The sequence below is a fragment of the Loigolactobacillus coryniformis subsp. coryniformis KCTC 3167 = DSM 20001 genome, from assembly GCF_002706425.1.
In the GTDB taxonomy this organism is placed as follows: domain Bacteria; phylum Bacillota; class Bacilli; order Lactobacillales; family Lactobacillaceae; genus Loigolactobacillus; species Loigolactobacillus coryniformis.
In genome coordinates this window covers 1068002-1091664 of sequence record NZ_CP017713.1, presented here as the reverse complement: position 1 = coordinate 1091664, position 23663 = coordinate 1068002, and the positions used below count along the sequence as shown (strand labels likewise).

Genomic DNA, 23663 nt, shown 5'->3' with positions numbered 1-23663 from the left:
ATTCAATAGAAAAGTGCATTGGCGAAAGGAAGACAATAAATGACAACAAATAACTACGCGGCGGTCAACTGGAATGCCGTTTCAGACGCAATTGATAAAGCCACATGGGAAAAACTGACTGAACAATTTTGGTTGGATACCAGAATCCCCGTTTCCAATGATTTAGACGACTGGCGCACCTTAGATGACGCTCATCAATGGTTGGTTGGCCACGTTTTTGGTGGCTTAACTTTATTGGACACGCTCCAGTCTCAAGATGGTTTAGCGGCTTTACGCAAAGATGTGCGTACCCCGCACGAAACTGCCGTTTTGAATAACATTCAGTTTATGGAATCAGTCCATGCTAAAAGTTATTCAACGATTTTCTCAACCTTAAATACTGACACTGAGATCACCGAAATCTTTCAGTGGAGTGACAACGAAGAATACCTGCAAAACAAAGCACAATGGATCAACCAAATCTATCACGACGAAACCGATCCCTTAAAGAAAAAAATCGCCAACGTGTTCTTAGAAACTTGTCTATTTTATTCTGGTTTCTACACACCACTTTATTATTTGGGCAATAACAAACTCGCTAACGTCGCTGAGATTATTAAATTGATTCTCCGGGACGAATCCGTTCATGGTACTTATATTGGTTACAAATTTCAATTAGGATTCAATCAACTAGGTCAAAATCAGCAGCAAGAACTACAAGATTGGTTGTTCGACTTTTTATATAAGCTATACGCTAATGAAGAAAAATATACCCATCTGCTCTATGATCAAGTCGGTTGGACTGAGGAAGTATTGACTTTTGTCCGTTACAATGCCAATAAAGCGCTGATGAACTTAGGCCAAAATGCTTTATTCCCGGATACCGAAAGCGATGTGAATCCAATCGTCATGAATGGTATCTCCACTTCTACCGCAAATCATGATTTCTTCTCCCAAGTCGGCAATGGCTATCGCTTAGGTGAAGTTGAAGCGATGCACGACAGCGATTATAACATTGGCGCACCAAAAGAACCGAAAGCAAAATAGATACGCAAAAATCCATGTCGCAGTTGACATGGATTTTTATTTTACCGCAAACAAAAAACCGCCGATAAACGATCATCGCCGATTAGTTGTGGTTATTTAAAATAGTAACGCAATAATTCAAGTGCTGACTTTTCCATCAATTTCTTACCATATTCAGATAAAACATCCGGCGTTACATTAGTCCGGTTCGCGTATTCCATTGCAATCGCTAGCTCGTCCTTGATCGATTCCTCAGAAGTTTCATTGACGAAGAAAATCAGATGTAGAAAGAAGGCATCCTTATATCTAAACAGATTAGAAACCGCTCCATCTAAGCGTAAAATCTTTGCTAACTGAATCACATCTTCGAACTCATTTAATTGGAGGACGACTTCCCTAGTTGGTGTATCGGGATCATTCAAGTAAGTGCTAAAATCATCATCGTCTTCAGTGTCCGCTGCCTTCAATGTGGTTTTACGCTGACTGCCTTTATCATCACTACTCAATAACTGTTGCTTGATAAAGTCAGAAACTTCGTCGGTCCCATCAACATCATCGGTAAAGTCCTCGCTATCCAAACCACTGGTTGGTGCATTTTTACTAATAAATAATTCTAAACCATTCTTGTTCGGCAGTACTTGAAAAGTCACTGCATCATTTGATTGAAATTGGTGATCCGTATCCACTTCTTCAAGGATCGAATAGAAGAAATTTTCAATTTGTTTATGGTTACCGAGCAAATCAAGCACCGTGATGCCCCGCTCGGATAAATCATCATTTTCCAGTAAAACGCGAATCGTATTATCGTTAATCCGTTCCATTTCCATGACTGTTGCACCCCGCTTTTCTAATTCAGGTACATCTCTACAAGTACATTGTACCTGAATTAAGCTGATTGTAAAGCAAGGCACTCTATTTTTTATAAATCCATTGTAAGTCGGCAAAAAGAGACCTATTTACTGGAATAATCTCAGTAAGTAAGTCCCTTTCGGATTCAATAAGTAAAGTCAAATATAATTTATTGATATTTAAGCGTTAGACGCCTGCCCGCATTTTAATTAAACGTAATTCCAATGCCCGAACTCGGCGTGGCAAGAAACGACGAATCTCATCTTCATTAAATCCTACTTGCAGACGTTTTTCGTCGAGGACGATTGGTCGTCTGACTAGGCCAGGATGTTGCTGAATCAGAGCAAACAGGCTACGTAACGAAAGACTATCCAGGTCAATATGCAGATCTTGGAATGTTTTTGAACGTGTCGAGATAATTTCCTCAGTGCCACTTTCCGTCATCCGTAAAATCTGTTTAATTTCAGGAACAGTTAGTGGTTCAGCAAAAATGTTACGCTCAACAAATGGGATATCGTGTTCTTTCAACCACGCACGAGCCTTACGGCAGGAGGTACAGCTTGGTGAAGTATAAAGTATTACCATATTCAATCATCCTTTCCGCGTCAATAAATACTCGTGAGTGTCAATAACTTATAAACCCATTGTAACCGTTTTAGACATTTTAGTCTATAGTAATTTAAATTTTTTTAGTATTTTATGACACGAAACTTAAGATTAGAAACTTAAGATTATTAGTACATAATTACCATTACTTCATTAATTTTCATGCTATTTTAAGTTAACAAGCCTAATTTAAAATAGCTGAATCCTCCGTGAATCGCTTTATATAAAGGATAGATCATGTGATTAGTTTCATATAAATCACATTTGCAAGATACACAAATTTTATTAATTTAGTTGCACCATCATTTCTAATAGCAGAAACTATTTTAGTTATTATTTTTTTTAAAAATTTAACTATATTTCATTGAATTTCAATTTGTAAATCTTTCTGCGCTAAAATCACCGGAATTTGTGGTCCAGCCGCCGTTGCTGTTTCTTGGCGCAATTGATTTAGATCAGTGTCCTGGGGTAAATGACTGATCAGCACTTGCTTGACCGCCGCATCCTTAGCTAACAATCCTGATTGTGTTGACGTCATATGCATGATCGTCCCTGTTTTACTTTTCAGAAAATTAGTATCAGTGATCAATAAATCCGCGTGGCGTGCAAACTGTGGTAATTGATCAAAATAAGCAGTGTCAGCTGTATAAACTAAGACCTTACCTGTTGCTCGTTCCACAATTCGGACTGCATAGGCTGGTACCGGATGAACAGTTGGTAAAAAGGTGATATCAAATGGTCCTAAACTTGTTCTACGCTGTGGCTGATAGGCAACACCATCAGTAATTCCTTGCATCGTTAGTGAAGCAAAATGTAAAGGATCTGCTGTATGTCCATAAATCGGTAAACGTGCTTCCTTCTTCGGTCCTTCGTGAAGTTGCCAATAATACTGCAAAACACCAATATCAGCCATGTGGTCATGATGATAATGCGACAATAGGACAGCATCCAATTGTAAAGGATCTAAGTAATGTTGTAAGCTTAAAAGTGCCCCACTACCGCAATCCAGCAACAAATTAAACTTAGCAGTTTGAACCAAATAAGCACTAGTGCCAACGTCTTGATACGGATAGCCACCATACATTCCTAGAACAGTTAATTTCATTCACAAAACCCACTTTCTTAGAATTATTCACCATCTTCAGTATAACAGTTTCGTTCTTTGCTTGACTAATCTCATCTATTATAAGCTAACATTTTAAATATCAAAAAACGCAGCGCTCTCATTACCAATAATTGGTAAATTGCGTTATGCTATAGGTGTAGGCGAATGAAAATAACGTTAAGGGGTGTAAATCATGATTCATAAAATTATTGCAACTTTTGGTTCACAAAGCGTTTTGGCGCAATACCTAGACCGGGAACCCCAGCGGCGACTGCTATTATTAAAACCAGCTGAAGCTACTGAAGCTTTTCAACTATTAGATCTCTCAGATCAGCCTGCTTTTTTTAATAATCCATTACGTTACGACACACGCTATCATACTGGCATTGATGATTTAACTGGTTTTTTCAACTTTTCCTATTTGACCTTTGCAACTACTGAAGCAGCAAAAGTCTTTTTGGCGCAATTTGATCAATTATGCAAGCAAGCCGAAAACTTTATCGGTCTCAATGATTTATTCCTATTGCGTTTAGACGCTGCTAAAATTGAATACGTCATTTTTTCAGTTTGGCAACGTGATGCTGACTACTTTAATTGGCGTAACTCAACCGACTTCAAGCAGATAAAACCTTATATGGGTGCTGGTCATTATGTCCAACAATTCCATCAAGCTAATTACGTTTTAGCACAACGATAGATTTGTGACATAAGGCGATCAGCTTTTGAGCATTAGCCTAGAGCGGCGAATAATTCACATAGTGGATCATTTGACGATCGTAACTACTACGCCACCGTAGTGGTTGATTTTCGTACCGAAAAGCTTAAATATTCTGGACGTTGTCCATTCAACTCAGGCGAAAACCGCCAAGTTGAAACAGGGCAAGCGGAAAAAGTTGCCTTATGGCATACGTTTTAACGATATTGTTCGGAAGTGCAAAGAAGGCGTTGGGCATAAGTTATTTATGTTACAACGCCTTTTATTTTGGTCTAATCAAGCGATAATAGATGCGCGCAGTGAGCCAGCAGTAAATACTATAAACCAACAAATAAAATAGCCCAATCAAGTAGGCAAAGGTTAAATCAAGTTGATTAAGCCACACATTTAAAATGTGTAACGCAAAGTACGCGTTGATCATACCTAATATAATTGGCAGTAAGAACGTCATCCCTGTTTGAACATAAATTGAGCGCCGAATCGCCTTTAGACTGACGCCTAACTTGGTCAACAATATATACTGTTCCCGATTTTCTGCAGCAGTCGCTAATTGCTTTAACATAATAATACTGCCAGTTGCCATGATAAAAATTAAACCCAAATTGCAAGAACAAATTAGCCACGCAATAAATCCCGGTAAGACAGTATTTTCATTGATATTCATATTTTAAAGATTCAATCTTTAGCCGGCGGCAGCGGAGAAAAGCTCTTTTGGGGTTTGGTAACCTGACTGCCGGCGTGGTAAGTTGTTTAGCTTGGCTTCCACTGCTTGGATATCACTAGGGCCTAAAGTATCCATGGACAGGCCCTTAGGCACATCACGACGGATCATTCGATTATGCGCCTCATTTGTGCCTCGTTCTGAAGAGCGGTAAGGGTGGGCATAATAGAGGTCGGCAACCCCGTCAAGCACCGTCCCCGCCGCTGCGAATTCTGCCCCGTTGTCAGCGGTAACGGACTTCATGATGTGCCCGTATTCTTGGCAGATCTTAGCCAGTTCGTAGTTGACTGAATCGGCGTCACGGCCATCAATCAAACGCAGGATCTGACAGCGAGATTGGCGCTCGATCAGCGTTAGAATGACACTTTCTTGGCCGTTACGTTTACCGACTACGGTATCCAACTCAAAGTGACCGAACTCTTGGCGCTGATCAATACTTTTAGGTCGCTCTTCGATACTTCGTCCGGCCAGACGCTTATGCTTGGGTGAATGGTGGTGTTTGGTGCGGCGCCGGTTTTTTTCGAGCAGATCAAGATTACGGACTTCAAGTAGTTGCGCATCGATATAGTGGTATAACGTCTTGGTCGAAACCATCTCCTCAGGTTGATATAAGCCTTCAAGTTTAGCACGGCCCACCGCGGCATCAGGCGACCAACCGTCTTGGTGCAAATGGGCCGTAAAGTAGTGGATAAAGTCAGCGACACCAGCGAGTTTCAAAGGTCGATGACAGGACATTCGGTTAGCTTCGTATTTGGCCTGTGCCGCTTCTGGCGAGTACTCGCGGTGATATTGCCGTTGACCGTTCACTTTTTTAACTTGGTCGATCTCACCACGGCGTAGTTCATTACTGATTGTTTGATGACAAACGCCGATAACTCTAGCAATTGCGCGGTTAGAGTATCCTTGGCTGTGTAGCGTGGCGATTCTGCCGCGCTCAAATGAAGTTAGGTGGTGACCTTTTTCTCGGACTGTGGTATTCTGTTCTTGCATCAAGACAATAACCTCTTTCATTTTTGTGTTGGAACATCAATGATAACAGAGATTTGTCTTGGTGTTTTTTATTTTTTCAATTAGCCGGATCTAATTGGCTAACTTGATTATAAAACGCGCGATCTAAAATTGAATCGTATATCAACAAAAAAACTGATGAAAATAGTGAAAACCAACTCACTTTCTCATCAGTGTTTTTTATATGATGAATTTGAACTGTCTCTACGCAAAAAATGGTTTTAAGTCCAATTTACAGCCATCAAAATGGAATCTAACGTATTCTGCGGGTCTTTAACCAGACTTGCGAAAGCACCCATTTCATGGCATTATTCCTGTTCATTATTTAATTAAATTAGCCCATAACGTCACTTCGCCACGGCTCAGTGACTGTTGCACATCAATAATTCGTTGATTAGCGCTACCACGAAATTGTAATGTCAGATCCTTCTGCGCTTGTAAAAAGCGACCATCGACCAACACATCTAGTTCGCGCAACAACGCTAACTTATCCGGCGTTTCCTGTTGTAATTCCGCCCAAGTATAGCCAGTCCAAGACCAGACGTCCTTGGTGTGACCAAATTCAACGCGTAGTCGTTTAACCAAAGCTAGACAAACCTGCGTATTAAGAAACGGTTCACCACCAAGCAACGTCAAGCCCTGTACATATGGCTGGGCCAGATCAGCCATAATTCGATCTTCTAACGCTTGTGTATAAGGTTGCCCGTAGTTAAAATTTTGGGCGATCTTGTTATAGCAACTAGGACAAGCAAACTTACAGCCAGAAACGTATAGACTATTACGAACACCTTCGCCATCAACAAAATTGAACGGCTTATAATCAGCGATCCGCATCTGACTTAGTTCCTGGGACTGCCATTCTTGCGGCTGCGGATTCTGTGGTAATTTCTCCGTCTCACTCACCCTGCCTCTTCTTCACTGTAATTATTTTGATACTAAAACTTCTGCACACGCTTGCGCTAAATTTGACTTACAGTCGTATAGTCTGAATCAGCACAAAAATATAACTATTGCCGTGCCTGAGTGGTTTGATCATTGCCTAAAACCAAATGTTTGACCCGCGCCGAAATTTCTTTGTGGCGGCCATGTACCATTGGCCGTTGCAATGGGTTGCCTAAATAACCACAAGTCCGCTTGACCACGTCACAGGTTTGCGGATTATGATTCCCACATTGCGGGCATTCAAAACCACGCTCAGTTGGTTTAAAATCACCTTTGAAACCACATTCGAAGCATTGATCAATTGGTGTATTCGTACCTAAATAAGCAACTCGATCGTACGCATAGTCCCAAACTGCTTCCAACGCTTTCGGGTTTTGCTTTAAGTTAGGATACTCGCAATAGTGAATAAAGCCACCAGCACTATATTTAGGATAATCCTTTTCAAAATCTAGCTTTTCAAATGGTGTTGGGGCTTTGCGCACATCATAATGAAAACTGTTTGTATAGTAATCTTTATCCGTAACATCCTTGACCTTGCCAAACTTCTTTAGATCAGCCTGACAGAACGTATTAGTTAGACTTTCTGCTGGTGTTCCATAAACACTGAAATGATAGCCATATTCTTTTTCCCAGGCTTCACAATTAGCGGCTAATTCCTTGACGATTGCCAAGGTAAAGTCTTTAGCAGCTGGATTTTTCTCCCAAGCATGACCATAGAAAACTGCGCCAACCTCATATAAACCGATATAGCCTAATGAAACCGTTGCCCGATTATTTTTGAATAATTCATCAACAGAATCTTCTGGCTTCAATCGCTTCCCAAATGCACCATGTTCGTATAAAATCGGAGCATTTTCTGGTTCAGCTTGCTTGGCCCGTTCAACCTTAAACACTAAAGCATCCTTACAGATCTGTAGTCTTTCTTTCAAAATAGTCCAGAACTTGTCCTGATCACCAGCGGCTTCTAAAGCGATCCGTGGTAAATTCAAGGTCACCACACCAAGATTCATTCGTCCAGAATTAACTTCCTGACCATGCTCATCCTGCCAACCTTGCAGGAAACTGCGACACCCCATTGGCGCCTTAAACGAGCCGGTCAGCTCTACTAATTTATCGTACATCAAAACGTCGGGATACATTCGTTTTGAAGCACATTCTATTGCTAACTGTTTAATGTCATAATTTGGTTCATCAGGATTAAGATTCAAGCCCCGCTTAATACTAAAAACTAATTTAGGGAAAATTGCGGTCCGTTGCTCCTTGCCTAAGCCCTGAATCCGAATTTGTAGAATTGAACGCTGAATTTCGCGTTCGATCCAACTAGTCCCCAAGCCAAAGCCAAGCGTTGTAAACGGCGTTTGCCCTTGCGATGAATACAACGTATTGATTTCGTATTCTAGCGCTTGCATCGCATCATAGATGTCTTTCTTAGTTTTCATTTTAGCAAAAGCGTGTTGCTTTTCTGTACCATCGATCCAATCTGCCGCATCGCTAAGGTGCTTATCGTAATTAAGCTGAGCAAAAGGCGCTAATAACTCATCTACCCGATCAGCTGAACAACCACCATACTGCGATGAAGCTACATTGGCAATGATCTGTGCCATTTGTGCCGTTGCTGTTTGGATCGAATGTGGACTTTCAACTTCAGCATTGCCGATTTTAAAACCGTTAGTCAACATCTCTTTAAAATCGATCAAGCAGCAGTTAGTCATTGGACTGTAGGGTTGGTAATCTAAATCGTGCCAATGAATATCGCCTTTTAGATGGGCATTAGCCACATGTGGTGGTAATAATTTTAAACCCATTGCCTTAGCGACGGTACCGGCCGTTAAATCACGCTGTGTGTTGAAGACTTTACTATCCTTATTGGCATTTTCATGAACGACTGTGGCATCTTTTTGCATCAATTTCTGGATCGTAAAGTTGATGTCCGTTGCTTGATTGCGCGCAAAATCACGGTGTGTCCGATAATTGATGTATTCCTGTGCCAAATCATATTGGTGCTCACCTAATAAAATGTGTTCAACAATGTTCTGAATCTCATAAATCTTAACCGCATCAGTGAAACGTTCTTGTACTTCAGCAACCACTTTATTAGTTACCGTTTCAATTTTATGATTGGTCAAGGGATCGAGTTCACCATGAATATGTTGTTCAGCCTTAACTAAGGCTTGATAAATTTTAGCCGCCGTAAATGGAACTCGGCGGCCGTCACGTTTAATGACTTCAGTTACTTTTAAAGTTTGCGGTTTAGTTGGTTGGTTAGTTCTGGTTTCTAGCATATTTTCAACGCCCTTTCACAATGTGAACATTTTAACCATATATTCCATACTACTTGGTCCCAGACCGTAAATCAATATATAGGGATTAAATTAAAATAATATTCTATTTGACAGCTACATATAGTATGTGGTAGTAAACGCATTAAAAATAAATTCAAGTTTATCGCAAAAAAAACAGGCCACCAGTGAAAAAACACTCTGACCTGCCATTTGAACTTTTATTTTAATTTCAACGTTAAAGCGTTAATCGCAACAACGATCGTTGATAACGACATCAACACGGCACCAACTGCTGGGCTGAGCAACACACCGATCGGCGCTAAGATTCCTGCGGCTAATGGTAAAGCTACAATATTGTAGCCCGCACCCCACCACAAGTTTTGAACCATTTTACGCATCGTTCGCTGGGCCAAATTCAAAAAGTTTATAATATCAGCTGGATCACTGCGAACTAGAACAACGTCGGCAGAATCAATGGCGACATCTGTTCCGGCGCCGATAGCAACACCAATCTCGGCAGCAGCCAAACTAGGCGCATCATTGACACCATCACCGACCATCAAAACGCGTTGACCCTGCGCCTGATATTGCGCCACCATTTTGGTTTTATCCTCCGGTAATAACTGTGCATGGAAATCATCAATACCTAATTGTTGTGCCACTAACGCTGCGGCGGCCTGATTGTCGCCGGTCAACATAACTGGCCGGATCCCCCGGGCTTTCAAATGCTGAATAAAATCGGCTGCATTTGGTTTGATCTGATCTCCTTGAGCGACCAAACCTAAAACCTGCTCTCCGCGCAATAAGAAGCTGATTGAATTACCTTGTGCTGCCAAATTATCATAAACGGTCTGTTCAAAATCAAGCTGTTTTTGCTGTAAATAAGCAGCAGTCACAATGGCATAATCAACTTGATCAATACGGCCTTGCAGACCAACGCCAGATAATTGTTTCACATCTGTAGCCGTTGGAAGAACCAATTTTTGAGCTTTGACCGCTGCTAAAATTCCCACCGCTAATGGATGGCTCGCATTTGCTTCTAGTGCGGCCATCAGCCTTAGAACGTCGTCCTGTGATTCTTGGCCAAACGCGACGACTGATTTAACTTTAAAATTCCCTTCCGTTAAAGTCCCAGTTTTATCCATTAAAACCGTATCAATTTGTTTAGCCGCTTCTAGGGCATTACGATTACGTAACAATAAGCCATGTGTCGCACCTAAAGCCGTACTGCGCGCAACCACTAACGGAATCGCTAATCCAAGCGCATGCGGACAAGCAATGACTAATACCGTGACTGTACGCTCCAAAGCCACATTCAGTCCACTTAACGACAGCCAAACGATAAACGTGACTAATCCAATAATCGTTGCGGCATAAAATAACCAGCCGGCTACTTTATCGGCCAAATTTTCAGCTTGTGATTTATGTTGCTGGGCCTGCTGCACTAGCTTCATCACTTGACTCAAATAGCCAGTTTCACCAGTCCCAGTAACTTCGATAGTTAACGTCCCCGTACCGTTGACCGCGCCACCGATCACTTGTGCACCAGGCGTTTTTTCAATAAGCTTTGCCTCACCGGTAACTAATGCTTCATTGACGGCCGATTGACCAGCAACGACGCGACCGTCAGCCGGAATTTTTTCACCTGCTTTGACAACGACTTGCTGTTGAGCCTGCAATTCGGCAAGCTCGATATCCTGGAGGGAACCATCAGCTTGCAAGACATGCGCTTGACCAGGTAATAAAGCCGCCATTTTTTCAACTGCACTACCAGCACTACTGATTGCATTCATTTCTAACCAGTGGCCCAGCAACATGATCGTGATCAAAGTGGCTAGTTCCCAGAAAAAATCCATCTGGTGAGGCACCGTCGATAAGAAGTGATTAGCAATAAACGCCCAAACGCTATAAATATAAGCAACTGAGATACCTAGCGCAATCAACATCATCATCGCTGGTTTACGCTCAGTCAGCTCCATTTGTGCACCCTGTAAAAATGGTTTACCCCCATAAATAAATAGGAAAGTAGCCACAATCAACACTAACCAATCAGAACCGGGGAAAGTAAACTGAAAAGGTAAGTGCAATCCCATCATTGGCGTAAGTAGAATAACTGGGATCGTCAAGATCAATGCTACCCAAAATTTTTGCTTCAGGTTACCCATATGCATCATATGACCACCGTGCATCATCGTGTCACCACTCATATCGTGGTCCATTGATTCCATATCATGAGCCATCTTCATGTTATCTTTTGCTGCCATGATGTCATCTCCTCTATCTCACTTAATAGGTTAGTTTATTAGTAAAAACCACTAATAAACTTTTGATGTTCATGTCGATGTCCATTCAACTACGGCAAAAGATTGCCAAGTTGAAATATGGCTCTATCTCACTTAATTGGTTAATTTATTAGTAAAAACCACTAATAAACTTTTGATGTTCGTGACGATGTCCATTCAACTACAGCAAAAATTGCCAAGTTGAAACATGGCTCTACCTCACTTAATAGGTTAATTCGTTAGCAATTACAACTGCCATCCGTACACTGACAATTGTCTGGTAAACAATTACAAGCCACTTCTTTAGGCGCTGTTTTTTGCTTTTCCTGTAACGTTGTGATCAACGCCGCAATATCAGCTTGGCTCAACGTCGTATCTTCAACCATCTTCAACAAGGTTTTACCAACTTTATGCTGACATAATTGCCCAATAAAAACTTCACTCGCTGTATCCATGGCCTGTTGCTCTGAAATTAACGGGCGATATAAGTACCGTTTGCCATCACGCTCAGCAGTTAGCGCCCCTTTTTTGACTAACCGCCCAACCAAAGTTTTGATTGTCGCCGCTTTCCAATCCATTTTTGTTGCTAAAACATCGCTGACCGTCTGACTACTGACTTGGCCTAAGGTCCAGGCAACACGCATTACTTGCCACTCAGCCGCTGAAATATTTAACGCTGTACTAACTTCCATTATTGCCTCACCTTTCGCTGATAATTTTAATTTCAGCTTAAGTTTACGTTTGTAATCGATACTTGTCAACTGATTAACTGCTAAATTGCACTCACTTTATGACACACCCGGCTAAACTTACACAAGCTTTATTGGGCTAAAAGTGTTATAGTTAAGTAGTGTATATCACCAAAAATGAGGTGAAAAATGTGATTACCATCGTAACTAAGGACGGCAAACAACACAGTTTCGCCGATGCGACCCAAGTTGTGGTCATGTCCAAAACTGGTTCTAACGCTTACCCATTAGATAAGTTTCTCGATGTTAAGGAACCACGGCGCTACATTTTATTCCACGACACCACACTATTATTCGGTGTCAACACTAATGATATCGAATCAATCAAAGCAGAGTAAACAAAAATACGCAGCCTTAACTTATAAAAGTTAAAGTTGCGTATTTTTTCACTTCTAAATGGCGACAGGGATGAAACAGAATTTCTGCTTCATCCCTGTAAGTACTACATTAAAACATGGTCTGCTAGGTAACGCTTCAACTTACGACGACAGCGCTCAAGCGCGTTGCGTACTTGCACTTCCGTGATCTCATTATCATCAGAATTAGATGTCCATTCAAAACCGGCTGTTAATTGGCGATAAAAAACAAAACGCTCTAACTCTGATAATTGACTGATAAAATCAGGTGCACTAGCACGGATCATTGACCAATTAACGGTCTGCAACGTTCCTTCAGCTTCCAGTCGTTGCTTGATATCGTCAACTTCCAATGATACGGTATGTCGATCAATTTGGCGTTTCTTAGCATTTTGATGGCGAATTAAAGTGTAAACCCGACACAGCAGACAACGCTGATAATAACGGCCAAAAGTTAACCGCGTATCACGCCGATAATGTTGCGCAGCTTGAAAACAAACGATCCGCGCTTCCTGATCCCAATCATCATCATCTAGTTCATAAAGATAATATTGTTGCTGGATCTTCTTTAACATAGGTCGATAGAGATAGAATAAATGCTCAAATGCGTTAGAATCTCCGGCCGCTGCTGCTGAAATCAATCTTGAAAGTTCATTTTTATCCATTTTTTTCACTGGCTGCCATGTTTAGATTTAGCATAACAACAATAAAAGCGTTTTACAAGCGAACTAACGTTTATTCAGCCCTTAGTTATCGCTAATCATTTTTAGTTAAATCATCGCGTAATTTTGCTAACGATAATAATTGATTAGAATCCCACGGTGAACGCCGGCGTAAATCCGTATCACGATAATGCCGAACATCGCGGGCAATTTCTGCCTTAGCCCGCTGAATAACCATTTTAAATTCCCGTGATGAGATTCGAACCGCGCCACGAGAAAAAATCGTCCACTGCTCGGCTTGATCACTAGTGACGACCGTGACTTGTGTTAATCGATTTTGTAAGTCACCGGCTAGTTTTTCAATGTAACTGTCCGCCGTTTGATCTTCCTGAGTCCAAACAACTTGCAAATTATATTGATCATACCGTTGCGTAATTCCTGGCACGTACATAGCATCAAAAACTAAAATAATTTCTGCGTCTTCATATTTACGAAATTCCGCCAACTGCGCCAGCAAATCATCACGAGCGTCAGCTAACTTATCATCCTGCTTTAGTTTATCTAGTTCAGGCCAATTACCGATCACATTGTAGCCATCAATAATCAGGACTTCGTGCATCATGGTAATTCACCACTTCCTTGCTTTACCGCGTAGGCCTGATAAAGCAATAAGCCAGCCGCCACACTCGCATTCAAACTTTGAACATGGCCGATCATTGGGATCGTCACCACTTCATCCATTTCCCGTTTCAATAAAGGTGCAATCCCCTTGCCTTCGTTACCAATAACTAATGTGATCGCGCCCTTAGCATTCCATTTGCGATAATCAGTCCCAGCCATGTCAGTACCAAATAACCAGACACCGCGTTGCTTTAATTCCTTTGCAACCGCAACTAAATTAGTTGCCCGCACAACGGGGATGTGCTCGATCGCACCAGTAGAAGTTTTAGCCACGGTACTGGTTAAACCAACCGCCCGATGTTTAGGAATGATGATTCCATGTACCCCAACAGCATCCGCGGTCCGCATGATCGATCCTAAGTTATGTGGATCCTCAATACCATCTAACATCAAGAAAAATGGCGGCTGTTGCTTTGCTTCAGCACGAGCAAATAAATCGTCTAGCTCAGCATACGCATAGGGTGTGATTGCTAAAACAACGCCTTGATGATTGCCATGATCACTTAGCGTATCCAACTTATTTTTGGGCGCTGACTGGACCGGGATTCGTTTAGCCTTAGCTAATTGTTGCAACGCATGCAGTGAATCCGATTTTAAGCCTTCTTGAATGAAAACTTTGTTAACCCGCTTAGCTCCTTCAGTCTGCAGCGTTTCGTGCGCAGCGTGGCGGCCGATCACAAAGTCGGTAGCGTCAGTCTGCGGTTCATTTGATTTGTTCATTAATTTTACCTTCCTCTACTTGGGCAATACACCAAGCTGCCAATTCATCCAACCGTTCCTGCTGATCACTAAGCGCTAAATAACCCATCAACGCCTCAAAGCCAGTTGAGATTCGGTACGTCGTCACCGACGTATTTTTCGCATGGGTGTGACTATTGGCGTTACGCCCCCGTTTATAAAAACTAAGTTCCGCTTCATTAAGAATATTTTGTGCTAGCATCGCTTCGATCAGGCCAGCTTGGGCTTTGGCTGAAACAAAATGAGTTGCTTGATGCTGCAGGCGCGTTGGTTTGGTGATTCCTTTACTCAGCAAATGCCGCCTAATATAAACCTCATAACTTGCGTCACCCATATAAGCCAACGCAATACCATTCAATTGCCGATAATCTACTACTTCTGTCATTATTCCCTCCGCCAACGTGTTCCTTGCGCGGTATCTTCCAACACAATACCTTGCGCTTTTAATAAGTCACGAATTTCATCGCTACGTTGATAATCTTTATTTGTGCGCGCGTCAATACGCTCTTGTATTAATTGTTCGATCTCGTCGTCTAACAAACCAGCTGGCTTAAAATCAACCCCGAAGATTTGTAACCACGTGGTAAAACTGTCCATTAAATGATTAAGCGTTGCTTCGCGGACAATTTTTTGTTCACTATAAATATTCATCAGCTTCGCTAATTCATAGATTTCCGTCATCCCGTTTTGGACGTTAAAATCATCGTCCATTGCTGTAGTAAAAGCTTTCGTCAACTTAGTTAACTGCTGTTCTACTTCAGTATCGATCCCGGCGGAGACGTCTTTTTGCCGGTAACTGAGATTATCATAAGCAATTCGCAATTTCTGTAAATTATTCGCCGCTTCACTTAAGGTTGATTCGCTATAACGAATCGGCCGTCGGTACTGCGTCGTTGCCATGAAAAAGCGTAAAGTTTGTGGATCAACTTGCTGAATCAAATCGTGGACGGTCACAAAGTTGCCTAGCGACTTACTCATTTTTTCATCATCATCACCGATCGTCACAAAACCATTGTGTAGCCAGTAGTTAGCAAACTTTTGACCAGTTTTAGCTTCACTCTGGGCAATTTCATTTTCATGATGGGGAAATTCTAAGTCTTGGCCACCGCCATGGATATCAAATGTATCACCTAAATACTTAGTTGCCATTACTGAGCATTCAATGTGCCAACCAGGACGACCTTCACCCCAAGGTGCAGTCCAGGCAATTTCACCTGGCTTAGCTGCTTTCCACAATGCAAAGTCGATTGGATCTTCTTTACGCTGGGTCTCTTCATCAGCAGTATGTTCACTAGCACCTTGCTCTAACTGATCAATATTCTGATCCGACAATTCGCCGTAGTGAGTAAACTTACGCGCACGATAATAAACGTCCCCTGCAGCTGTATAGGCATACCCTTTATCCAACAACACTTGGATAAAGTCAATAATATCGGGAATATTTTCAGTTGCCCGTGGATGAGCCGTAGCCGGTTCAATATTTAACGCTGTCGTATCTTGTTCAAACGCAGCAATAAACTTATCCGCTAATTCTGGCACCGTTATCCCGTCACGTTGCGCTTGCTTGATCATTTTATCATCTACATCAGTGAAATTAGAGACGTAAGTCACTTTGAACCCACGAAACTCAAAATACCGCCGGATCGTATCAAAAGCAATAGCAGAACGCGCATTACCAATATGAATATAATTATAGACAGTTGGTCCACAGACGTACATATTTACCTTGCCTGCCACCAACGGTTTAAAAACTTCTTTTTTACGTGTCAACGTATTATAGACTTGAATCATTACGCGCACCTCCGTAATTTTTAATCTTACTTTATTCTAACTTAAAACCGGTCCGAATCAAACGAAAAACGCCCCTTGATCAGAGAATGATCAAAAGACGTTTTACACGTGGTTCCACTTTTATTCGAAGCTAGAGAACTTCCTTTTCATTCATTAACGTGAATGATATCCGGCGCACACTACTTGATTTCGTATGCGCACTCAAGGAGGCATTTCAATTGATCTACTGACGCTTTTTCACTCACCAAGCGCTCCCTGTTTCAACTGATCGATCTACTTATTCCTATCTTCGTATTAATGATTTAATTCGGCTAAAGTGACTTCCAAATGATGCATCGTCTTCTCACGGCCAAGTAACTCAATTGATTCAGCAATTGCTGGACCATGCGTTGCCCGCGTTGTGCCGATCCGAATTGGCATGTATAATTTACGACCCTTAACCCCAACGATGGCACGAACTTGTTGAATCGCATTATTGATCTCGACTGCATCAAAAATCTTAACTTGCTTGATCAATTCAGCAAACTTATTCAAAACTAGTGGTGCTGTATCAACCGCTAATTCAGCCAGCGCCGCTTCATCTAACTTAGGTGGTTCAGTAAAGAAGACAGCTGACTCTTCAACCACTTGGGCAGCGTAACTCATTTGATCATGATACAAACTGATCAGCGCACGTGCCCATTCGATCGTCTTATTATCAGGATCTTCTGGCAAACGACCTGCTTTGATCAATTGATATAAGCCCATATCAGTCACTTTACTACTGTCGCTTTGTTTCATGTACTGATTATTGACCCATTCCAACTTCTTAGCATCAAACTTAGCTGGTGACTTGCTTAAGCGTTTAGGATCAAATATTTTGATCAACTGCTTCCGTGTGAAGATTTCATCTTCACCAACCGGTGACCAGCCTAACAAGGTAATGAAATTGAACATACCTTCTGGTAAGTAGCCTAATTCACGATATTGTTCGATGAATTGTAGCGTATTTTCGTCACGCTTCGATAACTTCTTACCCGTTTGTGTATTGATGATCAACGTCATATGACCAAAAACAGGTGGTTCCCAGCCGAAAGCTTCATAGATCATCAATTGTTTTGGTGTGTTGGCAATATGATCATCCCCACGTAAAACGTGCGTGATTTTCATCATATGATCATCAACCACAACGGCAAAATTATACGTTGGCATACCGTCACGTTTCATGATTACAAAGTCGCCACCGATTGAATCAGAATCAAATTCAATATGACCCTTAACTAAATCATTAAACTCATATTTCTTATGCACTGGGACGTGGAAACGAATGACCGGCTTGATTCCCTTTGCTTTAGCATCGGCGATCTTAGCTGCTTTTTCTTCAGCGTTTAAACCAGCAAATTCATCTTCATAATGAGGCATCTCGTGGCGTGCTTTTTGTGCTTCCCGTTGTGCCATTAATTCGTCTTCCGTAATGTAAGACTCATAGGCCAAACCCTGATCAACTAATTGTTGAATCAATGGACCATAAATTGCGCCACGTTCTGACTGCCGATATGGGCCCACTTCACCAGGCTTATCGGGACCTTCATCCCAATCCATCCCTAACCATTTAAGCATGGTTAATTGGCTTTCTTCGCCACCTTCAACGTTACGTTTGGTATCGGTGTCTTCGATCCGAATCACAAATTCACCTTTATTATGCCGCGCAAAAAGATAGTTGAACAATGCCGTCCGTGCGTTACCGATATGCAAATGGCCGGTTGGGCTTGGGGCATAACGAACACGAATTTTTTTATCTGCCAATTTAAATTCCGCCTCTTTCAAATTTTTCCTTTTTTAATCCTGATTGTCAGCTTAAAAGACCTGACACAGCAATTCTAATTTTACTGGTCGTAAGTAAACTTGTAAAGGTAACTGACTAAATTATTTATTATGTTCACGCAAACTTTTCTGTGAATGCGCTGGTTTAGCAAAGATCATCCGCCCAGCCGCAGTTTGTAAGGCGCTAGTAACTGTGACCGCCAGCGATTTATTCATATAGTATTGACCATCTTCAACAACGATCATGGTCCCATCATCAAGGTACGCAACGCCCTGTTGGCGCTCTGTCCCAGATTTAACCACCGTAACAGTCATCCCATCACCTGGGATCACCGCAGGTTTCAACGTATTCGCTAATTCATTGATATTTAGCACCGGTACATTTTGAAATTCACTGACCTTATTCAAATTAAAATCATTAGTCACTACAATCCCATCTAACAACTTAGCTAATTTGATCAACTTACTGTCAACTTCCGTCAGATCCTCGAAGTCACCTTCGTACATTTCAACTGGCATTGCATCGGTTTTTTGTAGGTCATTTAAAATATCTAACCCACGCCGACCGCGCGTGCGCTTCAACGAATCAGCTGAATCAGCGATCAATTGTAATTCATGCAAGACAAAGTTAGGAATCAACAAAGTACCTTCAATAAAACCAGTTTGGGCAATCTCGTAGATTCGCCCATCAATGATCACACTAGTATCAAGGATCTTGTACTTGTGGAAATTATCATCGACTTTGCGTTCAAGGACTTTGCCTTGCTCTTCAGGCGTTTCCACCGTGGCTTTCTTACTACGCAACTGAAACAAACGACGCCATTCATCAGTTCGTGTTGTGCCGACTCGAAATCCGATATACCCCAATAACACCATTAAAATAATTGGCGCTAAGGTATTAAATAAGAAAAAGTTCATCCGGTACAATGGAATTGAAATGATATTGGCTAAAATCAGCCCAATAATCGTTGCTAAACTGCCAAATAAGAGGTAGATCGGCGATTGTTTACTGATCATCGTTTCTGTCTGCTTGATCAAACGATCAAATAAACTGACGATTGGCCCGGCCAAAAATAGCGAAATAAAATACGAAATAATTGCACCAAGTAAGATATCAACGAATAAGTTATTTAAGTAATGTAACGCTGTTAGACCAGATACTCGCCACAACATTGGTAGAAAGGTGACCGCCAACGACGCCCCAACCAAAACGATCAGTAATGTGGTAATTCTTTTTTTCATTTAGTTCACCTTCTTTCAATTAAATGCCTTTTGTAAGGCTTCCGCAACCGTAGTCACGCCAATTACTTTGATTGTTGGCGGCACTTCTAACCCTTTAAGGTTATTATGCGGAATGAAAACGCGCTTGAAACCAAGCTTAGCTGCCTCGTTGATCCGTTGTTCGATACGATTAACGCTACGTACCTCACCAGTCAAGCCAATTTCACCGACAAAACAGTCCGTCGCTTGGGTTCCTTTGTCACGATAAGACGAAGTAATACTAACAGCGACTGCCAAATCAATTGCCGGTTCGTCCAATTTAACGCCACCAGCAGCTTTCAAATAAGCATCTTGGTTCTGTAACATCAAGTTAGCCCGCTTTTCTAGAACTGCCATGATCAAAGCAGCCCGATTACGGTCGATCCCCGTCGTCGTCCGCTGGGCATTACCAAAAACGGTCGGCGTGATCAAAGCTTGAATTTCCACCAAGATTGGCCGCGTACCTTCTAACGAAACCACTACGGCCGAACCAGTAGCCCCAGTCAAACGCTCCTCCAAGAAAATCTCGGATGGATTAGCCACTTCGTGCAGGCCGCCGGCACGCATTTCAAAAATACCAATTTCATTAGTTGAACCAAAACGATTCTTCACCGCTCGTAAGATCCGGTAAGTTCGTTGCTGATCGCCTTCAAAATACAAAACGGTATCCACCATATGCTCAAGAATTTTCGGACCAGCAATGGCACCACCTTTGGTCACATGACCAACAATGAAGATCGTAATCTGATTTTGTTTTGCGATCCGCATTAATGATGCGGTTACTTCCCGTACCTGCGCCACACTACCAATTGCTGAACTCAAATCAGGTTCCTGCATCGTTTGGATCGAATCAATGACCACATAATCAGGTTTTAAACTTTCAATTTGCTGACGAATACTACCCATATCGGTTTCCGGATAAAGGTACAATTGTTGTCCAGCAACACCAAGCCGTCCTGCGCGCATTTTGATTTGTGACGCACTTTCTTCACCAGAAACGTAAAGTACTTTTTCCTTGCCTTGGCTGAGCTGACCAGAAACTTGTAGTAACAATGTTGATTTCCCGATCCCCGGATCGCCACCAATCAAGACTAACGAACCAGGAACGATCCCGCCGCCAAGCACTCGATTCAATTCAGCTAGCTGGGTCTGCACTCGCGGTTCCTTTTCGATACTGACTTTTGCCATTAACTCTGGTTTGGCAACATGGCCGGCTATATTAGCCTGCGCATTAGTGGTCTCTTTTTTAGTTGCGATCTTTTCTTCAACCATTTGGTTCCAAGCCCCACAATTAGGACAACGGCCTAGATAGCGTGGTGAATTATAACCGCAATTCTGACAAACAAACTGTGTTTTTGCTTTTGCCACAAAATACATCCTTTTCTATAATTTTTATTCGCGTGATTAGTTGGCAACCAGTTTCAAGATATGCCCTAGTTTAGTCGTTTTTACCCCAAACTAAATCCGCCGTAAGTCTGAACTAACGCCCGGAAGAACCAAAACCGCCTGTTCGTTGCGCGACGCCACCTTGATCAGCATCACTCCGTAAAAATGGCATAAAGATACCTTGGCCGATACGCTCACCTTTTTTGATCGTCACGTCGCGCACCCCAAGATTAACCAACTGGAAAAAAATCTCGCCTTCATTTTCTGGGTTGTTGTAATAATCAGCATCAACGATACCAACACCATTCGGTAAGATCAGTCCACGCTTGATTGGCCCACTAGAACGATTCGCAAGCAATAAATATTCATCCGGCTGCATATAAGCCTTGATCCCCGTTGGCACTAAGTATGGCTTTAATGTTTTACTGGCAGCTGTATAATCGGCATCGGTCAATGTCTGACCATGACGAACACGCCATAACAGTCGCAAAAAATCTCCCCGCCAAATCGACGGTAAAGTAAAATCTTCTGCAGCCTGAAAATCATAGCCTGCTGCTTGTTGCGTTGCCCGTTGGGGTAATTGTAATCCGGCATCACGGTAACGATCAACCGTTTCAAATCCTCGTTTCATAAATAAACTCCATTCCTAATAGTGAAGACAATTAATCTTAGCTTGTAAAATATTCACATAACAATACCTAACGCCACTCTATTTTATTGTTAGCTCATTGTACTTAAATTATTTTAGTTTTACGCTTATTCTTGTCTATAATGATAGCATTTATTCATGTAAATGGGTAACTAACTTAGTCTGACCATACAATATTGCTACAACAGCAAGAAATCGTTTTCTTGCCTTTTATACGGTCAAACTTTACAATAAAATTAATTGTTGTCATCCGTCAATAATCGGACAATACAACTTCAGTAATATTTACCATCAATCTAAGGGGGATCCACTAATGGAATTCGATTATGAACCCGGCCGTTACTATCACAATGATGCTGATGGTCGTCTCGTCGCTGAAGTCACTTTTCAAACACTACAAAATGGGCGTGTTCTAGCCGTTGATCATACTTTTGTTCGCGAAGATCATCGTGGTCAGGGCATCGCTGGTCAATTGATTGAAACAATGATCACACACGCGCAAAAACATCAGGCCAAAATTCTGCCACTCTGTACGTACGCGAAGGCTTTTTTCCAGCGTAAGCCTGAATATGCTGATATCGTGGCTGAATAAAGTACGAGCGTGATCCGACTTTTGGGTCACGCTTATTTACTAATCGCTACTGCTTGTACTAAAATAAGAACAGACGTATGTACGTCATTAATAATGGGGAGTGAATGAATTGAGTCAAGAAATTACCTCTGCTGCAATTGCCGACTATCAGTCACAGCTACAACAATTACCACAATCCGCGACGATCAAACGGGCGGTCATGAATAATGGTATCCTAGCGGCTAGTGAAAACACTGATTCAAAAGTTGCAATGAACCAAACTTTCTCCGTTGATCTAAGCGCAGAAAAAGTTGCTAACCAAAAACAAAGTGGTCGTTGCTGGATGTTTGCCGCATTAAACACTATGCGCCGCAGTATCGCTGATCAGTTTAATTTGAAAGACTTTGAATTATCACAGAATTATACGAACTTTTGGGATAAATTTGAAAAATCAAATTACTTCTACGAAAATATCTTAGCAACCGCAACAGAACCTTTAGAAAGCCGTAAAGTTGCTTTCTTATTGGCAACACCACAACAAGATGGTGGTCAATGGGATATGTTGACGGCCTTGATCGACAAATATGGGATCGTGCCGAAGTACGTTATGCCAGAAACTTATAACAGTTCTAAGTCTAGCGAACTTAATAGTGTCCTTAACTTGAAGTTGCGCAAAGATGCCGTTACATTACGGCAAATGGTTGCTGACAAAGCCAGTGAACAAGAAATTGCCACTACAAAGTCACGCTTTTTAAGTGAAGTTTACCGGATCCTAGTCTATACATTAGGCGAACCACCAGTAAAATTTGATTTTGAATATCGTGATGGTGATAAAGCTTATCATATTGATCGTGATCTAACCCCGCAAACATTCTTTAAGAAATATGTGGGTTGGGATCTTGATAACTATCAATCGATAATCAACGCCCCAACAGATGACAAACCGTACAATCACTTATACACAGTTGAAATGTTAGGTAATGTGGTTGGTGGCCGTCAAGTTCGGCATTTGAACTTAGACATTGATACTTTCAAACAATTGGCAATCAAACAATTGCAAGCTGGTGAAAGTGTTTGGTTCGGTAGCGATGTTGGTCAAGCTTCCGATCGTCAAATTGGGATCATGGACACTGCCATTTACAATAAAGATGATCTCTTCAACGTTGGTTTAAGCATGACGAAAGCCCAACGCTTAGATTACGGTGAAAGTCTGATGACTCATGCCATGGTGATCACTGGCGTTGATTTAGTTGACGATAAACCAACTAAGTGGAAAGTTGAAAACTCTTGGGGTGACAAAGTCGGCGAAAAAGGCTACTTCGTCATGAGTGATGCTTGGTTAGACCAATATGTTTACCAAATCGTAATCAACAAGCAGTATTTGCCAGCCGACTTATTAGCTGCAACTAAAGAAGATCCAAAAGTCTTAGCTCCTTGGGACCCAATGGGCGCTTTAGCTTCACATTAATCAATTAATTTAAAAGCATTCAGGTTACTACCGT

23 protein-coding genes and 1 other annotated feature are annotated in these 23663 nt (G+C 41.7%); of the genes, 5 read left to right on the top strand and 18 right to left on the bottom strand.

All coding sequences use genetic code 11. The features are described 5' to 3' along the window. The first annotated feature begins 39 nt into the window (after positions 1-39). The gene (nrdF, locus tag LC20001_RS05420; RefSeq protein ID WP_003678413.1) at positions 40-1026 is read left to right on the top strand and encodes a class 1b ribonucleoside-diphosphate reductase subunit beta; all 987 of its coding nucleotides are present in this window, start codon (positions 40-42) and stop codon (positions 1024-1026) included. A gap of 92 nt (positions 1027-1118) precedes the next feature. On the opposite strand, the gene LC20001_RS05415 is transcribed toward nrdF, so the two are convergent. The 3 genes from LC20001_RS05415 to LC20001_RS05405 all read right to left on the bottom strand — a co-directional run bounded on the left by LC20001_RS05415 (position 1119) and on the right by LC20001_RS05405 (position 3565). Further along, the gene (locus LC20001_RS05415; protein ID WP_010009502.1) at positions 1119-1832 is read right to left on the bottom strand and encodes an adaptor protein MecA; all 714 of its coding nucleotides are present in this window, start codon (positions 1830-1832) and stop codon (positions 1119-1121) included. 208 nt (positions 1833-2040) lie between these two features. After that, complete coding sequence (gene spxA / locus LC20001_RS05410) at positions 2041-2439, bottom strand: transcriptional regulator SpxA (protein ID WP_010009501.1); 399 nt, start codon at positions 2437-2439, stop codon at positions 2041-2043. A gap of 382 nt (positions 2440-2821) precedes the next feature. Further along, the gene (locus tag LC20001_RS05405; RefSeq protein WP_003680740.1) at positions 2822-3565 is read right to left on the bottom strand and encodes an MBL fold metallo-hydrolase; all 744 of its coding nucleotides are present in this window, start codon (positions 3563-3565) and stop codon (positions 2822-2824) included. 193 nt (positions 3566-3758) lie between these two features. Between LC20001_RS05405 and LC20001_RS05400 the strand changes: the two genes are divergently transcribed. Further along, on the top strand, positions 3759-4262 hold the full coding sequence (locus tag LC20001_RS05400; RefSeq protein WP_010009500.1) for a monooxygenase: 504 nt from the start codon (positions 3759-3761) through the stop codon (positions 4260-4262). 280 nt (positions 4263-4542) lie between these two features. On the opposite strand, the gene LC20001_RS05395 is transcribed toward LC20001_RS05400, so the two are convergent. From LC20001_RS05395 to LC20001_RS05370, 6 genes are all read right to left on the bottom strand, one after another. Further along, positions 4543-4842, bottom strand: coding sequence for an FtsX-like permease family protein (locus tag LC20001_RS05395; protein ID WP_145955955.1), 300 nt, complete (start codon positions 4840-4842; stop codon positions 4543-4545). 120 nt (positions 4843-4962) lie between these two features. Next, positions 4963-5991 carry an IS30 family transposase gene (locus LC20001_RS05390; protein WP_164512712.1) on the bottom strand — a complete coding sequence of 343 codons (1029 nt, stop codon included), beginning with the start codon at positions 5989-5991 and terminating at the stop codon, positions 4963-4965. A gap of 339 nt (positions 5992-6330) precedes the next feature. Further along, complete coding sequence (nrdG, locus tag LC20001_RS05385; protein ID WP_010009498.1) at positions 6331-6912, bottom strand: anaerobic ribonucleoside-triphosphate reductase activating protein; 582 nt, start codon at positions 6910-6912, stop codon at positions 6331-6333. A gap of 104 nt (positions 6913-7016) precedes the next feature. After that, complete coding sequence (gene nrdD / locus LC20001_RS05380; protein WP_010009497.1) at positions 7017-9233, bottom strand: anaerobic ribonucleoside-triphosphate reductase; 2217 nt, start codon at positions 9231-9233, stop codon at positions 7017-7019. 218 nt (positions 9234-9451) lie between these two features. After that, positions 9452-11497, bottom strand: coding sequence for a heavy metal translocating P-type ATPase (locus tag LC20001_RS05375; protein ID WP_010009495.1), 2046 nt, complete (start codon positions 11495-11497; stop codon positions 9452-9454). A gap of 257 nt (positions 11498-11754) precedes the next feature. Then, positions 11755-12207 (bottom strand): CopY/TcrY family copper transport repressor, encoded by a 453-nt coding sequence (locus tag LC20001_RS05370; protein WP_010009494.1) that lies wholly within the window; start codon positions 12205-12207, stop codon positions 11755-11757. Between the two features lie 188 nt (positions 12208-12395). Between LC20001_RS05370 and LC20001_RS05365 the strand changes: the two genes are divergently transcribed. Continuing rightward, complete coding sequence (locus LC20001_RS05365) at positions 12396-12602, top strand: hypothetical protein (protein ID WP_010009493.1); 207 nt, start codon at positions 12396-12398, stop codon at positions 12600-12602. Positions 12603-12706: 104 nt separating this feature from the next. Here LC20001_RS05365 and LC20001_RS05360 read toward each other — a convergent pair whose 3' ends face one another. The 9 genes from LC20001_RS05360 to LC20001_RS05320 form a co-directional block, all read right to left on the bottom strand. Continuing rightward, positions 12707-13285, bottom strand: coding sequence for a DNA-directed RNA polymerase sigma-70 factor (locus tag LC20001_RS05360; protein ID WP_010009490.1), 579 nt, complete (start codon positions 13283-13285; stop codon positions 12707-12709). Between the two features lie 91 nt (positions 13286-13376). After that, a complete protein-coding gene (locus tag LC20001_RS05355) occupies positions 13377-13904 on the bottom strand; it encodes an NYN domain-containing protein (protein ID WP_010009489.1) in 528 nt (175 codons plus the stop codon). Further along, complete coding sequence (rlmB, locus tag LC20001_RS05350; protein WP_010009487.1) at positions 13901-14683, bottom strand: 23S rRNA (guanosine(2251)-2'-O)-methyltransferase RlmB; 783 nt, start codon at positions 14681-14683, stop codon at positions 13901-13903. Before rlmB ends, LC20001_RS05355 begins: the two co-directional genes overlap by 4 nt. Beyond that, positions 14667-15086, bottom strand: coding sequence for a Mini-ribonuclease 3 (locus LC20001_RS05345; RefSeq protein ID WP_010009486.1), 420 nt, complete (start codon positions 15084-15086; stop codon positions 14667-14669). The genes rlmB and LC20001_RS05345 overlap by 17 nt, the downstream gene beginning before the upstream one ends. Further along, positions 15086-16492, bottom strand: coding sequence for a cysteine--tRNA ligase (cysS, locus tag LC20001_RS05340; RefSeq protein ID WP_010009484.1), 1407 nt, complete (start codon positions 16490-16492; stop codon positions 15086-15088). The genes LC20001_RS05345 and cysS overlap by 1 nt, the downstream gene beginning before the upstream one ends. A gap of 90 nt (positions 16493-16582) precedes the next feature. Beyond that, positions 16583-16791 (bottom strand) — a binding site (T-box leader). Further along, positions 16787-18277 (bottom strand): glutamate--tRNA ligase, encoded by a 1491-nt coding sequence (gene gltX / locus LC20001_RS05335; RefSeq protein ID WP_003679332.1) that lies wholly within the window; start codon positions 18275-18277, stop codon positions 16787-16789. (Overlaps the previous feature by 5 nt.) Before the next feature lie 120 nt (positions 18278-18397). Continuing rightward, complete coding sequence (locus tag LC20001_RS05330) at positions 18398-19537, bottom strand: PIN/TRAM domain-containing protein (RefSeq protein ID WP_003679331.1); 1140 nt, start codon at positions 19535-19537, stop codon at positions 18398-18400. 15 nt (positions 19538-19552) lie between these two features. Further along, positions 19553-20923, bottom strand: a complete 1371-nt coding sequence (gene radA, locus LC20001_RS05325) for a DNA repair protein RadA (RefSeq protein WP_010009481.1) — start codon at positions 20921-20923, stop codon at positions 19553-19555. Positions 20924-21035: 112 nt separating this feature from the next. Next, positions 21036-21572 (bottom strand): dCTP deaminase/dUTPase family protein, encoded by a 537-nt coding sequence (locus LC20001_RS05320; RefSeq protein ID WP_003679328.1) that lies wholly within the window; start codon positions 21570-21572, stop codon positions 21036-21038. Between the two features lie 301 nt (positions 21573-21873). Between LC20001_RS05320 and LC20001_RS05315 the strand changes: the two genes are divergently transcribed. Then, entirely contained in the window at positions 21874-22182 is a 309-nt protein-coding gene (locus tag LC20001_RS05315; protein ID WP_333782715.1) for a GNAT family N-acetyltransferase, read from the top strand. A 109-nt stretch (positions 22183-22291) separates the two neighbouring features. Then, positions 22292-23629, top strand: coding sequence for a C1 family peptidase (locus LC20001_RS05310; protein WP_010009478.1), 1338 nt, complete (start codon positions 22292-22294; stop codon positions 23627-23629). The last annotated feature ends 34 nt before the right edge of the window (positions 23630-23663 follow it).